General features: G+C 69.7%; 14 protein-coding genes. 8 read left to right on the top strand and 6 right to left on the bottom strand.

The window, feature by feature from the left end:
* Positions 1-15: 15 nt before the first annotated feature.
* Both AC0VX4_RS10550 and AC0VX4_RS10545 read right to left on the bottom strand, forming a co-directional pair.
* Entirely contained in the window at positions 16-1,086 is a 1,071-nt protein-coding gene (locus AC0VX4_RS10550) for a GNAT family N-acetyltransferase (RefSeq protein WP_145033528.1), read from the bottom strand.
* A gap of 415 nt (positions 1,087-1,501) precedes the next feature.
* A complete protein-coding gene (locus AC0VX4_RS10545) occupies positions 1,502-1,906 on the bottom strand; it encodes a GNAT family N-acetyltransferase (protein WP_145033531.1) in 405 nt (134 codons plus the stop codon).
* A 798-nt stretch (positions 1,907-2,704) separates the two neighbouring features.
* On the opposite strand from AC0VX4_RS10545, the gene AC0VX4_RS10540 reads away from it, so the two are divergent.
* The 3 genes from AC0VX4_RS10540 (at position 2,705) to AC0VX4_RS10530 (ending at position 4,534) form a co-directional block, all read left to right on the top strand.
* Positions 2,705-3,373 (top strand): S41 family peptidase, encoded by a 669-nt coding sequence (locus tag AC0VX4_RS10540; RefSeq protein WP_186321705.1) that lies wholly within the window; start codon positions 2,705-2,707, stop codon positions 3,371-3,373.
* Between the two features lie 265 nt (positions 3,374-3,638).
* A complete protein-coding gene (locus AC0VX4_RS10535; RefSeq protein ID WP_179891580.1) occupies positions 3,639-3,812 on the top strand; it encodes a hypothetical protein in 174 nt (57 codons plus the stop codon).
* 284 nt (positions 3,813-4,096) lie between these two features.
* Complete coding sequence (locus AC0VX4_RS10530; protein WP_145033536.1) at positions 4,097-4,534, top strand: hypothetical protein; 438 nt, start codon at positions 4,097-4,099, stop codon at positions 4,532-4,534.
* A 61-nt stretch (positions 4,535-4,595) separates the two neighbouring features.
* On the opposite strand, the gene AC0VX4_RS10525 is transcribed toward AC0VX4_RS10530, so the two are convergent.
* From AC0VX4_RS10525 to cmtR, 4 genes are all read right to left on the bottom strand, one after another.
* On the bottom strand, positions 4,596-5,594 hold the full coding sequence (locus AC0VX4_RS10525; RefSeq protein ID WP_081091319.1) for an IS481 family transposase: 999 nt from the start codon (positions 5,592-5,594) through the stop codon (positions 4,596-4,598).
* Between the two features lie 167 nt (positions 5,595-5,761).
* On the bottom strand, positions 5,762-6,235 hold the full coding sequence (locus AC0VX4_RS10520) for a signal peptidase II (RefSeq protein ID WP_223246418.1): 474 nt from the start codon (positions 6,233-6,235) through the stop codon (positions 5,762-5,764).
* A 180-nt stretch (positions 6,236-6,415) separates the two neighbouring features.
* On the bottom strand, positions 6,416-8,371 hold the full coding sequence (locus tag AC0VX4_RS10515; RefSeq protein ID WP_182488802.1) for a heavy metal translocating P-type ATPase: 1,956 nt from the start codon (positions 8,369-8,371) through the stop codon (positions 6,416-6,418).
* Positions 8,368-8,730, bottom strand: coding sequence for a Cd(II)/Pb(II)-sensing metalloregulatory transcriptional regulator CmtR (gene cmtR, locus AC0VX4_RS10510; protein WP_475464343.1), 363 nt, complete (start codon positions 8,728-8,730; stop codon positions 8,368-8,370). The genes AC0VX4_RS10515 and cmtR overlap by 4 nt, the downstream gene beginning before the upstream one ends.
* 152 nt (positions 8,731-8,882) lie before the next feature.
* Between cmtR and AC0VX4_RS10505 the strand changes: the two genes are divergently transcribed.
* The 5 genes from AC0VX4_RS10505 (at position 8,883) to AC0VX4_RS10485 (ending at position 12,525) form a co-directional block, all read left to right on the top strand.
* Positions 8,883-9,632 carry a cytochrome c biogenesis CcdA family protein gene (locus AC0VX4_RS10505; protein WP_036313837.1) on the top strand — a complete coding sequence of 250 codons (750 nt, stop codon included), beginning with the start codon at positions 8,883-8,885 and terminating at the stop codon, positions 9,630-9,632.
* A gap of 42 nt (positions 9,633-9,674) precedes the next feature.
* Positions 9,675-10,415, top strand: a complete 741-nt coding sequence (locus AC0VX4_RS10500; protein ID WP_036313834.1) for a DsbA family protein — start codon at positions 9,675-9,677, stop codon at positions 10,413-10,415.
* A 61-nt stretch (positions 10,416-10,476) separates the two neighbouring features.
* Positions 10,477-11,136: a vitamin K epoxide reductase family protein gene (locus tag AC0VX4_RS10495; protein ID WP_036313831.1), complete on the top strand. Its 660-nt coding sequence runs from the start codon at positions 10,477-10,479 to the stop codon at positions 11,134-11,136.
* 54 nt (positions 11,137-11,190) lie between these two features.
* Positions 11,191-11,586 carry an ArsR/SmtB family transcription factor gene (locus tag AC0VX4_RS10490; RefSeq protein WP_475464342.1) on the top strand — a complete coding sequence of 132 codons (396 nt, stop codon included), beginning with the start codon at positions 11,191-11,193 and terminating at the stop codon, positions 11,584-11,586.
* Between the two features lie 30 nt (positions 11,587-11,616).
* Positions 11,617-12,525 (top strand): cation diffusion facilitator family transporter, encoded by a 909-nt coding sequence (locus AC0VX4_RS10485; RefSeq protein WP_036313825.1) that lies wholly within the window; start codon positions 11,617-11,619, stop codon positions 12,523-12,525.
* Positions 12,526-12,568: the final 43 nt, after the last annotated feature.

The following is a 12,568-nucleotide window of genomic DNA, read 5'->3' as shown; positions in this document are numbered from 1 at the left end:
CGAGGTCGTGGACCGTCAGCGACGTCGCAGGGGTGCCGGCGCCTCCATGGATGCCTCGGCCAGTACAGGCCGGAAGCCCAGCGCCTCGTTGACGTCGAGCATGTGCCGGTTCTCCTCGGCGTTCCACGTGATGATCGCGCGGGCCTCGGGCAGCGCGTCTCGGACGGCGATGAGGTTCGCCGCCTTCACGCGCATGCCGAGGCGGTGGCCGCGGTGCTCGGGCAGCACGATGGTGTCCCACTGGTCGATCAGCCCGTCCGGGCGCGAGCGGGGCGCCACCAGCTCGCTCAGGGCGACGATCCGACCGGTGGCACGGTGTCGTGCCACCACGCGGAAGAACCGCCCGGTCGTGAGGATCTGCTCGTCCATGCGACGCACGCGGGCCGCATCCCAGACCTGCTCCACCACGGTGCGTTCCCCGGAGGGCACGTCCGTGGCCATGCGGGCCTTGAGGACGGCGAGGTCGTCCTGCAGGGACGCGTCGGCCGCGCCTTCCCAGGCGTGGAGCTCGTAGTCCGGCGAGACGCGTTCGGCCTCGGCCAGGGCGGCGGCGGGGTCGATCCCCGGATCGGCGAAGTCATACCGGCTCACCCGCTCGATCTGGACGAGCGCGAAGCCGTAGGACTGGGCGAGACGCACACCCGGATGCTCGGCGGGCACCGCGCCAGCGCCGTTGGGCGGGGTGAGCGCGCGTTGCCCGGCCACCGGCCGCGGCGTCAGCGGCCAGGTCTCGAAACGGGTGAGGCCGGCGGTGTCCAGGACGAGCCGCTCGGCCAGTGCCCGGCCGTGGCCGCGTCCGCGGTGCCGCGGGTGGACGTAGACGTTGAGGGCGGCCGCGTCAGGGTCGTCGACGTGGTTGACCAGGACGCGGGCGTAGCCGACCGCCTCGCCGTCGACGTACGCCAGGTAGCGGCGCAGCGTGTGGTCGGTCTCGGCGGCGGCCTGGATGAGCGCGTCCGTGGGGGTCTCGTCCCACTCGGTCGTGCCGATCAGCTCGTGGTTGTACTCGTCTCCGAGCTGGCAGTAGGCCCGCCAATGGGGGTCGTCCGACGAGGCGGGCAGGGGGAATTCGATGATGTCAGGCATGCGGTGACTGCTTTCTGAAGAAAGGGGTGGGCGCAGAGGCACCCGTCGAGCCGTGCTCGAGACGGGCGCGCGGGGAGGCCGGTGGTGGGTCGTCGGACCCACGGGGTCACTGCTGCTGCATCATAGGGTGAACTGTGTCACGACGCGGAGCGGTGGGCAAGGGCCTTTGCTGTCGAGATGCAGGCAAGGTTCCACACGACGCGCGGTGGACTCTTCGCGTATCGGGCGGGATCCGGTCGGCGTGAAACTGGGTGTCCAGGTGGGCGCCCCCGCGCACCCCGGGGCTCGCCAGAAACGTACGGACGGCTGCCGCTCTAGCGGGTTGGTTGTGGCGAGCCGTGCGGCGGGCGGGCAGGGCCGGAGGTGGCGCACACGGCGCATGGCGGGGCCCCTCGTCACTAACGACCGATATTGCCTATCCCACGGAGCGGAATCCGAGCCACTGGTAGATCCGCATGGCCGCATCGGAGGTGCCCTGTCCGAAGCGCAGACTCAGAGTGTGGTCACCGGCGTCGCAGCAGGTTGCGATGGCGTGTTGGACCAGAGCCCGCCCGATCCCCTTCCCGCGTGCGTGGGGATCAATGAAGAGGTCGATGACGAACGGACCCGTGAGGTGTGCGTCCCAGATCGAGTGGGTGACCACCATGATGGCTCCGGCGAGACGGCCGCCCACCCACGCTGTAGTGCTCGCATCGGCGCGCAGCTTTCCGTAGTCACCGCGGAAGGTCGCGTTCATCTCCTCGCGCGCCTCGTCTAGATCGGAGGCAGCGACGTCGGGTGGGTAGCTCATGAGATAGCACTGGGCCAGATCGTCGGCCATCCCAACGTCCAACCCTCGAAAGTCGAGTCCTCCAGGGAGCTGGTCAGCAGGGTAGAGCTGCGGCAAGTGAAGAGTCAGAAGGTCAGTGGGCACAGTTGTTCCTCTCGTGATGGTGGGGTGTTCAGTGCGATGCCGTCAGAGAGTGAACATGGCTAGGAAGATAGCAGTGCGGAGGCGCAGTGGAGATAGGGCGAGGCGCTCGGAGTGTGAGGGGCTGGTCTCGTGCTCGTGCTCGTGCTCGTGCTCGTGGAGGCGCAGCCACAAACGACCGTTTACGCCCTTAGTCCGAACACGGAGAGTGGCTGGGCAGATGCGTCACGGGAGTTCTCTCCGAGGGGCCTCTCGGCGTGCGTCTGATGCGACACTGGCCGCATGAATATCGCTTGGACCAGACGGCCTAGGACGCGAGTCGTCTGCATGGGCGTGGTGCTGGCGGTACTGCTGACCGGGTGTGGAGCCTCCCACGGGGATGGATCGCCACCCACGTCGTCGTCCGCTCCACCAGGGACGCCGACCCCTGGTGGAGGATCGTCAAGTGGAGATCAAGACACCCTGGCGTACGCAGATCGGGCCCTCGACGTCCTTGATACCGGGCTGTACGCCTCCGGCGAGCGGTGGGAGCAGGCCCGAGCCCAGGTGCAGGAGACCGCCAGGACGGCGCGCTCACCTCGAGACCTCGACAGTGTCCCGCGCTATGCCACGGGGGTGGCTGGAGGGAAGCATTCGAGCTTCACTCCCGGCCCGGACCCAGCCGAGAGGGGTGAAAGGTCGACCTCCAGCGCTTCCGAGTCACCCCGCATGAATGTCACGTTGCCGACCGTCACTACGACGGACGGCATCAGTACCCTCAGCCTGCCAGCACTGCCTGTGGCCAGTGACGATCCCCAGGCGTCCGAGTACGCGATGGTCCTGGCGGATGGAATCGACGCCGCAGCGCCAGCGACCTGGGGGTGGGTGGTGGACGTGCAGGGCAACCTGGGTGGGAACATGTGGCCGATGCTCTCGGGTGTCTCCGCGTTGTTGCCGGAAGGGCCGGTGATGTTCTTCCGGGATCGGGCTGGCGAGGACACGGCAGTGACCGTGCAGGAGGACGGGGCAGGCACAGAGGGCATGACGTTCGTCAGCGTGGGGCCCCGGACACAACGCGATGGCGCTCCAATTGCCGTGCTTCAAGACCGGTCCACGTCGTCCTCGGGGGAGGCGGTGCTGGCCGCCTTCCGAGGGTTGCCCAATGCAAGGTCGTTCGGGCAGTCATCGTCAGGGTATGGGTCCGGGAACGCGACACATGTGCTGTCCGATGGCAGCCGTATCACCCTGACGGCGGCGGAGTTTGTGGATCGTGGAGGCGAGGTTCTGGGCGATCGCCCGGTCGACCCGGACGTGCCGATCCGTAGGGACGGGGGCGGCGGCACTGATGCGGCTCAGACGGCGGCGAGAATCTGGCTGCAGGAACGCGGCTGCCCCTAAGCGCCCGGCCCGCTCGCATCCCGCGGCGCGTGGTCCAGCCGTCACGAAAGGGATTGTGCGTGCGCTGGCAGGTCGCTCCAGTAGCAAGCGTTGCGGCGCGAATCGGCTCCGCCGTAAACGACCGTGTGCGCGCGGGGTGGCCGATGTCACCGTCCATTCAGGGTAGTTCGGGAACTGACGGGACCGCATGATCTCGCGGATCAGAGAGCCTGATTGAGCCACGTCCCACCACCAATCCCACCCTCGAACTGGCAGGATCCCACGCATGTCTGACGAGCCGAGCACACCCAGCCCCGACGAGGTCGCTGCCGCGCGCACGCCGGCCGGCGGATGGACCAAGGCCCAGCTGGCCGCCTGGGGCGTGCCGTGGCCGCCACCGAAGGGCTGGCGCGCCGAGCTCGAGGAGCAGTGGAAGGCCCTAGGGCGACCCTCCGCCTGACTGCCGCACGCTTTCCCCGTGACCCCCCGGCCTCCTTAGAGGAACCGGGGGCTATCGCGTCGGCCCTTGCCGCTAGCGTGAAGGTTCCAGCGCACAGCACGGCGGGGTAGTGACCCGCCACGACAGAACAGCGAGGCCTTGTGCGACCCACGATCTTCACCCTCCGCGTCCTGAACTACGTCCACACCAACGGCCTCGTCGGTCAGCACGTGAGGGACATCCCCGCTGATGTGTGCCCACCCCACCGTGTCCAAGTCGTCGCCCGAGAGCTCATGCAGCTCGAGATGATCCCCAAGAACACCCCCTTGGCCGGCGGTATCCCAATTGCTGTCCGGCCCCGGTGTGCCTTCGACGCCGAGCGGGTCGCTCGGGCATACCCACGCGTCGAGGCCCAGTGGCTGCTTCTGGAAGCAGCCGAGGCACGTCCCAATGACGCCGGCGTCTACGACGACCTCCAGGCCCGGGCCCTCACCGACCGCCAGATTCAGAAGGCGTCTTCTGACCTCGAGGCTCATGGCTACCTCGAGCCCGGCAGCACCAGCTCGTACCGGCCCATCCTCACGTCCGCCGGCCTCGATCTCGTGGCCGCCTACCAGACGCCCTTCGTGTGGCCGCCGGCAGAAAGCGGATTCTCCGTGACCAACCACCACGACAACTCCGTCACTCAGAACGTCCAGACCGGCAACGGGTCGAATGTGGCCCTAGGGTATGTCTGGCATTAGTTTCCACAACGCCAGGACCGCGTTTCCGGGGGATCTCCAACCTGCCTGGCGGCCAGATGGACTAGGTGTGATGTCCAGGCAGGTTGTTGTCGATTCTGCTGATGGGTGGGGCTCCGATCGCGGAGTGGTGCCTGTGATGATTGTAGAAGTGGAGCCAGCCGGGTAACGCGGATCGGCGTTCGGATTCGGATCCGTAGAAGCGGGCGTATGCCCAGCCGTCGGCGAGCGTGCGGTGGAAGCGCTCAATCTTCCCGTTCGTTTGTGGTCGGTAGGGGCGGGTCTTCTTCGCCGTGATCCCAAGTTCTGCGCAGGCGTCGCGCCAGGCGTATGACTTGTAGGCCGAGCCGTTGTCTGAGAGGACGCGTTCGACGCTGACACCGCGGGCTGCGAACCAGGTCACGGCGCGGCGCAGGACCTCGATCGCTGTTGCGGCTTTCTCGTCCGAGCAGATCTCGGCGTAAGCGACGCGGGAGTGATCATCGATGACGGTGTGGACGAACGCGGTGCCCAGGCGAGGCTCGTAGCGGTTGTTCCGGCTCCGCAGGCGGGTGGCAGTGGCCTCCCGGTTACGTTCGCCCTGGACGCGGCCGACGAAGCGCCAACCACCGCCGTCGGGGATGTTGCCGAACTTCGTGACATCGACGTGGATCAGCGAGCCGGGATAGTTATGTTCGTACCGGCGGATCGGCTCACCGTCGACCCGGTCGATATGGCTGAGTCTGCTGATCCGGCATCGAACCAGCACCGCGTGGACGGTCGAGGCGGGCAGGCCGAGTTCGCCAGCGATCTGGACCGGTCCCAGGCGACTCCGCCACCGCCGCTTCACGATCCGCTTGACCACCGGCAGCGGCGTCTTCGTCGGCATCGACCGCGGCCGACTCGAACGATCGACCATCCCTGCCGAGCCCTCGGCACGGAACCTCGCCGCCCATTTCCGGGCGGTGACAGGCGAGACCATGAACATCTTCGCCGCGACTGATGGCGGCCAGTGATCCTCGACGATCAGGCGCGCCAGGCGGAGTCGTGCGCGTGGGGTCAGGGCAGCGTTAGCGTGGGACACGAGGGCCTCCAGGTCTTGTGAAGCGGTTGAACTCAACAGCTCCACTTCACAACCAGAGGCCCTCGCCTCTCAGCTCCTCACGGCCGTGTCGCCGAAACAACGTCCCTGGACATCACACCTAGGGGGGACCGACTGCAGCGGGCCGCGGAGGGGAGTCCTAGTAGTGGTTATCGCGCGGCGTCGACGGTGCCCCGGTCGGGCACCGTGGCGGTCAGGAGGACCGCGGCCAGCGCCCCGCCGACAATGAAGATGTCCGCGATGTTGCCGATGAACCAGTTCCCGTAGGCGAGGAAGTCCACCACGTGGCCTTGCCCGAATGACGGTGGGCGCAGGAGCCGGTCACCCAGGTGGGAAGTCACCGCGCCGCCGAGACACCCGATCACGATCGCCCAGGACACGGTACGGACCCGGAGGGTGAACCAGATCGCCGCGGCGACCGCCACCGCCGAGATGATGGTGAAGATCCAGGTCGAGTTGGCCCCGAACGAGAAGGCCGCCCCGGGGTTGTAGGCCAGCTGGAGCCCGAGCAGCTCACCCAGGAGCGGGACTCGCTCGCCCGTGGACAGGCTGTTCTCCGCCCACCACTTGGTCACCTGGTCCAGGACCACTACGCCGGCCCCGGTCGCAATGGTCAAGAGCACCAGGGGGTACCTGCGCCGGTGGTTCATTCGTGTCCTTTCGCGATGCGCCCGTTTCCCGGCGCCTCAGTGGATCTGCTGACCCCGGCGCGACCTGTGAAATCGCTGGCAGGTACCGGATGGACCGGACAGGTCGGGTCTCACCGGGCCTGGGCGTCTCTGTCCCGCAGGCACGGTAGGAGCTCATCCCGTGGTGGCGGGTTGGGCTTGCCGGTCGGTGAGGGGTTCCAGGGCGGTGCGTCGGGTGGTGGCGGCGCGCAGGCCGTTGCCGATGACGATGACCTCGGCGACCTCGTGCACCAGGACCACGGCGGCCAGGCCGAGCATGCCGGTGATGGCCAACGGCAGCAGCACTCCGATGATCAGCAGCGACAGGACGATGTTCTGGTTCATGATGGCCCGGCCGCGGCGGGCGTGGGCCAAGGCCTGGGGGATCAGGCGCAGATCGTGACCGGTGAAGGCCACGTCCGCGGACTCGATGGCCGCGTCCGAGCCGGTGGCGCCCATGGCGATGCCGACCTCGGCGGCGGCCAGGGCGGGGGCGTCGTTGATGCCGTCCCCGATCATCGCGGTGGGCCGGGTGCCGGTCAGCTGACCGACGGCGGCGGCCTTGTCCTCGGGGCGCAGCTCGGCGCGCACGTCGTCGATGCCGGCCTGGTCGGCGATCGCCCGGGCGGTGCGGGCGTTGTCCCCGGTGAGCATGGTCAGGCCGATGCCCTGGCCGGTCAGGGTGGTCACGACGGTGGGGACCTCAGGGCGCAGTTCGTCACGGACCCCGATGGCCCCGGCGACCGCCCCGTCGCGGTGGATGATGACCACGGTCATGCCCTGGTCCTCCAGCCCCTGGACCTGGGCCGCCAGGGGGCCGGGGGCCAGCCAGCGGGGGCTGCCGACGGTGACGGTAGCCCCGTCCAGGCGGCCGGTGATCCCGTGCCCGGCGGTCTCGGTGACGCCCTCGGCCGCGGGCGTGTCCGGGGTGGCGGCGGTGATGGCCGCGGCCAACGGGTGGGTGCTGTGCTGTTCCAGTGCCGCGGCCCAGCCCAGCACTTGGTCCTCGGTGAGGCCGGGGGTGGTGAGCACGGCGGTGACGGTGGGCTGGTTGCGGGTCAGGGTCCCGGTCTTGTCCACGGCCAGGTGGCGGATCCCGCCGAGGCGCTCGAAGGCGGCCCCGGATTTGATGACCACCCCGAACCGGCTGGCCGCGCCGATCGCCGAGACCACGGTGACCGGCACCGCGATGGCCAGCGCGCAGGGCGAGGCGGCCACCAACACCACCAGGGCGCGGGTGATCCACAGTTCCGGGTCCCCGAGCAGGGACCCGAGGGCCGCGACGAGCACGGCCAGGATGAGCACCCCGGGCACCAGGGGCTTCGCGATCCGGTCGGCCAGGCGGGCCCGGGCGCCCTTCTCGGTCTGGGCCTGTTCGACCAGGTGCACGATGGTGGTCAGGGAGTTGTCGGTGCCGGCGGCGGTGGCGTCGATCTCCAGGGCCCCGGAGGTGTTGATCGACCCGGCCGAGACGGTGTCTCCCGGGCCGACCTCGACCGGGATGGACTCGCCGGTGATCGCCGAGGTGTCCAGGGAACTGCGCCCGGTACGCACGATCCCGTCGGTGGCGATGCGTTCCCCGGGCCGGACCACGAGCACCTGCCCGGGATGCAGGTCCTTGGCCTCGACCTCCACCGTGGCCCCGCCGGCCCGGATGGTCGCGGTCTCGGGCACCAGTTTCAGCAGGGCGCGCAGGCCCGCCCGGGCCCGGTCCATGGCCTTGTCTTCCAGGGCCTCGGCGATGGAGTACAGGAACGCCAGGGCGGCGGCCTCCTCGATGTAGCCCAGGATCACCGCGCCGATGGCGCTGATCGTCATCAGCAGTCCGATCCCGAGCCGGCCCCGGGTGAACAATCCGCGCAGCGCCCCGGGCACGAAGGTCCAGGCGCCCAGCACCAGCCCGACCCAGAACACCACCGTGGCCACGAGACCGGCCCCGGACCATTCCAGGACCAGCCCGGTGAGGAACGCCAGCCCGGAGAGCGCCGGGAGCAGGATGGCTGCATCGCGCCACCACGGCCGGTGCTCCTCGTGCTCCTCGGGTGCACCGGGAGTGGGGGTCGGGGCCTCGCAGCCGCAGGCGGCGCTCACGAGGCCACCTCCGCCGTGTCGCAGCACCCGGGTACCGGGCAGCCCGGGTCCAGGCTGGGCGCGGAGGCATCCACCGCGAGGGTCACCTCGAGCAGACTGCTCAGCGCCCGGGCCAGGTGCGCATCGACGATCGCGTACCGGGTGCGGCGGCCCTGGTGCTCGACGGCCACGATCCCGCAGTCCCGCAGGCAGGCCAGGTGGTTCGACACGTTCGACCGGCTCAGCCCCAGGGCCTGGGCCAGCTCGGCCGGATACCCGGGGCCCTCCAGCAGGGACAGCAGGATCCGGGATCGGGTGGGGTCGGCCATCGCCCGGCCCAGCCGGTTCATCACGTCCAACCGTGTCGCAATCGTCAGCATGTGGTGAACTATACAGCCTGCGCTGTAGTCTCTTGCGGGGTTTCGCCCGGGCCGGGCGACCCCGATCGATTGAATCAGTGAGGACCCTCCGTGACTGCCCGTTGCTGCCCCACCTTCCCGCATCGCCGCTGCCGGGGCCGAGGAGGACAGCCATGAGCCTGGGTGGGTTCTTCGCCGAGATGGTCCAGTCCGGGGCACTGCTGGTGGCGATGCCGCTGGCCGTGGTCGCCGGGCTGGTGTCCTTCCTCTCCCCGTGCATCTTGCCGCTGGTGCCCGGATACCTGGGGTATGTCTCCGGGCTGGCCGACCCGCGCCGGGCGGACAACCGGCGCCGGGTGATGACCGGGGTGGGACTGTTCATTATGGGCTTCGCCGCGGTGTTCACCCTCTACGGGGCCGCCTTCGGGGTGATCGGCGGGTGGCTGTTGCAGTGGCAGGACGCGCTGATCCGGGCCTTGGGGGTGTTCGTGATCCTGATGGGCCTGGTGCTCATCGGCTGGCTGCCGTTCCTGCAGAACACCCGGCGGATGTCCTTCCAGCCCAGGACCGGGATCGCCGGGGCCCCGCTGCTCGGGGTGGTCTTCGGCCTGGGCTGGACCCCGTGTATGGGCCCGACCCTCAGCGCCGTGCTGGCGTTGAGCACCACCACCGGGGACCCCTGGCGCGGGGCCCTGCTGGGCTTCCTCTACTGTCTGGGCCTGGGCATCCCCTTCGTGCTGGTGGCGATGGGCCTGGACTGGGTCACCCGAACGCTGGGCTTCGTCCGCCGCCACATCCGCGCCTTCAACATCATCGGCGGGGTACTGCTGGTGCTCGTCGGGGTGCTGATGGTCACCGGGATCTGGACCCTGTGGATCTACCAGCTGCAGAACCTGGCCGGCACCTTCACCACCCCCGTCTAACCCCGCCCGCACACGCCCCCCACCTCACGGATTGGACCGCTCGTGACTTCCCCTGACCCCACCGCTTCCACCCCGTCTTCTCCCACCCCGTCCCGGCAGCGCCGGGCCAAGATCGTGGTCTGGGTGCTGCTGGGCCTGGTCGTGGCCGCCGCCCTCATCGGTTACCTTGTGGCCCGCGGGACCGCCACCGCCCAGCAGCAGGACCCCAACCAGTCCACCGCCCAGTCCACCGGGCAGTCGACTGGGTCTGCCGGTCAGTTGGTGCGGGAGAATAGCCGGGTGCTCTCGCAGGCCCCCAATGAGAAGGCCGTGCTGGTGGAGTTCCTGGACTTCGAGTGCGAGGCCTGCGCGGCGGCTTACCCCTTCGTGGAGGACCTGCGCGCCGAGTATGCGGACACCGTGACCTTCGTGCACCGGTACTTCCCGCTGCCGGGCCACCCGAACTCGGTCACCGCGGCCATCGCCGTGGAGGCCGCTGCCCAGCAGGGCGCCTACGAGTCGATGTACCAGAAGATGTTCGAGACCCAGACCGAGTGGAGCCACACCACGGAGGACCGCAGCCCGGTCTTCCGGGCCTACGCCGAAGAGTTGGGCCTGGACATGGCCGCCTACGATGCCGCGGTGGCCGACCCGGCCACCCGGGACCGGGTCGAGCTGGACGTGGCCGACGGCACCGCCCTGGGCGTGGCCGGGACCCCGACCTTCTACCTCGACGGTGAGCCGCTCACCGTGAACAGCCTGGAAGAGTTCACCGCCGCCGTCGAGGCCGCCACCCAGGACTGACCGCCCGGACCATCCGCGGCCACCCGGGCCAGAGCAGAGGACCGAGAGCAAAGGACTTCCCATGACCGACCGGCTCACCGAGCCCACCGCCCCGAGCGCCGCCTCCCCAGTATCGGCAGCCGGCCCGGCGCCGGCCCCGGCGTGGTTCACCGGGCGCCGGGCCTTCGGCCTGGTGCTGCTCGTCACCGGCGCCGTCGGCTGGATCGCCTCGGCGACCCTGGTCCTCGAACGCCTCGCCCTCTACGAGAACCCCGGCCACACCACCAGCTGTGACATCAACCCCTGGGTGTCCTGCGGACGGGTCATGGGCACCTGGCAGTCCGAGCTGTTCGGCTTCCCCAACCCGCTGATCGGCATCGTCGCCTTCGCCGTGGTGATCTCCACCGCGATGGTCGTGCTCTCCGGGGCCCGGCCCGGCCGCGGGTACTGGCTCGGGCTGCAGGCCGGGGTCACCCTCGGGATAGGGTTCGTGGCCTGGCTGTGGTTCCAGGCCCTGTACGAGATCTACATCCTCTGCCTGTACTGCATGATCGTCTGGGCGGCCATGATCCCCCTGTTCCTCCTGCTCACCGCCCGCAACCTCGCCCACGGCGTGATCCCCGCCCCGCCGGGGGTGGTCCGGTTCGCCACCGGCTGGGCCGGGACCCTCATCGCCGTCGCCTACGTCGCCGTCGCCGGCTCGGTCTTCGTCCAGTTCCTCCCCGCCTTCACCGGCTTCTGACCGGTCCTGGGGCGCGACCTCGCCATTATCGACTGAAGGCGCTATCATCGTCGTATGACGATGATTAAGGAGCCGGGGGTGTCCCCGACGGCGGGCCTGGGCCCGGCGGCGGGCCTGGGCCCGGCGGCGGCGCTGTTCCACGGGTTCTCCGACCCCACCCGGTTGGCGATCCTGCGGCACCTGGCCACCGGGGAGCACAAGGTGCGCGAGCTGACCGAGCACCTCGGGTTGGCCCAGTCCACGGTCAGTGCGCACCTGGCCTGCCTGGCCGGCTGCGGGTTGGTGTCCTCCCGGCCGGTGGGCCGGGCCTCGCTGTACTCCCTGGCCGCCGAGCCCGAGCTGCTGGAGGTGTTGGCCGCCGCTGAGCGGCTGCTGACGGTCACCGGGCACGCGGTCGAGCTCTGCCCACACTCCGGCACCCCGGGCCCCGACGGCCCCGCCGCGGCCTGAGCCCGGTCCCGGAGAAGGAGGACACAGTTAATGGGTGCACACCACCACGCCTCGCCGGCGCACCGCTGGCGGCTGGCGGTCGCTTTCGCCATCACCACGGCGGTGCTGCTGGCCGAGGTGGCCGGGGCGCTGATCACCGGCAGCCTGGCCCTACTGGTGGACGCGGCGCACATGCTCACCGACGCTGGCGGGTTGCTGATGGCCCTGCTGGCCTCCACCCTGATGGCCCGGCCGCCCACGGCCCGGCGCACCTGGGGGTTCCTGCGCGCCGAGGTGTTGGCCGCCCTGGCCCAGGCCGCCATCCTGCTGGCCGTGGGTCTCTACGCCTTCATCGAGGGCCTGCAGCGACTGTTCGCCCCGCCCGAGGTAGCCTCCGGCCCTCTGCTGCTGTTCGGGATCCTCGGCTTGGCCGGTAACCTCGCCTCGCTGGCCGTCCTCGGCTCCGGCCGCGGGGCCAACCTGAACATGCGCGCCGCGTTCCTGGAGGTCCTCAACGATGCGCTGGGCTCGGTGGCCGTGATCGCCAGCGCCCTGGTCATCGCCACCACCGGCTGGGCGCAGGCCGACGCCGTGGCCGGGATGCTCATCGCCGTGTTGATTGTGCCCCGCACCCTGAAGATCCTGGCCGAGGCCGCGCACATCCTGCTCGAATCCACCCCCCGGGACCTGGACCTCGCCGAGGTTCGGGACCACCTTGAAGCGGTGCCGCACGTGGTGTCCGTGCACGACCTGCACGCCTCCCAGATCGCCACCGGGGTCCCCGTGCTCAGCGCCCACGTCGTCGTCGAGGACCACTGCTTCCACGACGGGCACGCCCCCCAGATCCTGGACCAGCTCCAACACTGCGTCGCCGAGCACTTCGACGTGGCGATCGACCACTCCACCTTCCAACTCGAACCCGCCGCCCACGCCCATCACGAACACCCCACCCACCACTGACCCCCGTCGGGGTCGGGGAGCACAGCGCACGATCCCGAGGGGA

It is taken from the genome of Micrococcus sp. 63XJN7_8_ISO-PGPR-S23-253 (assembly GCF_056173425.1).
This window is presented reverse-complemented; position numbering and strand designations above follow the sequence as displayed.

Bases quoted from the DNA above. Each gene is read 5' to 3' on its own strand.
- AC0VX4_RS10540 (WP_186321705.1), top strand. From the start codon at position 2,705: ATGAATGTCACGTTGCCGACCGTCACTACGACGGACGGCATCAGTACC.
- AC0VX4_RS10550 (WP_145033528.1), bottom strand. From the start codon at position 1,086: ATGCCTGACATCATCGAATTCCCCCTGCCCGCCTCGTCGGACGACCCC.
- AC0VX4_RS10495 (WP_036313831.1), top strand. From the start codon at position 10,477: ATGACCGACCGGCTCACCGAGCCCACCGCCCCGAGCGCCGCCTCCCCA.
- AC0VX4_RS10485 (WP_036313825.1), top strand. From the start codon at position 11,617: ATGGGTGCACACCACCACGCCTCGCCGGCGCACCGCTGGCGGCTGGCG.
- AC0VX4_RS10505 (WP_036313837.1), top strand. From the start codon at position 8,883: ATGAGCCTGGGTGGGTTCTTCGCCGAGATGGTCCAGTCCGGGGCACTG.
- AC0VX4_RS10530 (WP_145033536.1), top strand. From the start codon at position 4,097: ATGATCCCCAAGAACACCCCCTTGGCCGGCGGTATCCCAATTGCTGTC.
- cmtR (WP_475464343.1), bottom strand. From the start codon at position 8,730: ATGCTGACGATTGCGACACGGTTGGACGTGATGAACCGGCTGGGCCGG.
- AC0VX4_RS10545 (WP_145033531.1), bottom strand. From the start codon at position 1,906: ATGGCCGACGATCTGGCCCAGTGCTATCTCATGAGCTACCCACCCGAC.
- AC0VX4_RS10490 (WP_475464342.1), top strand. From the start codon at position 11,191: ATGACGATGATTAAGGAGCCGGGGGTGTCCCCGACGGCGGGCCTGGGC.
- AC0VX4_RS10535 (WP_179891580.1), top strand. From the start codon at position 3,639: ATGTCTGACGAGCCGAGCACACCCAGCCCCGACGAGGTCGCTGCCGCG.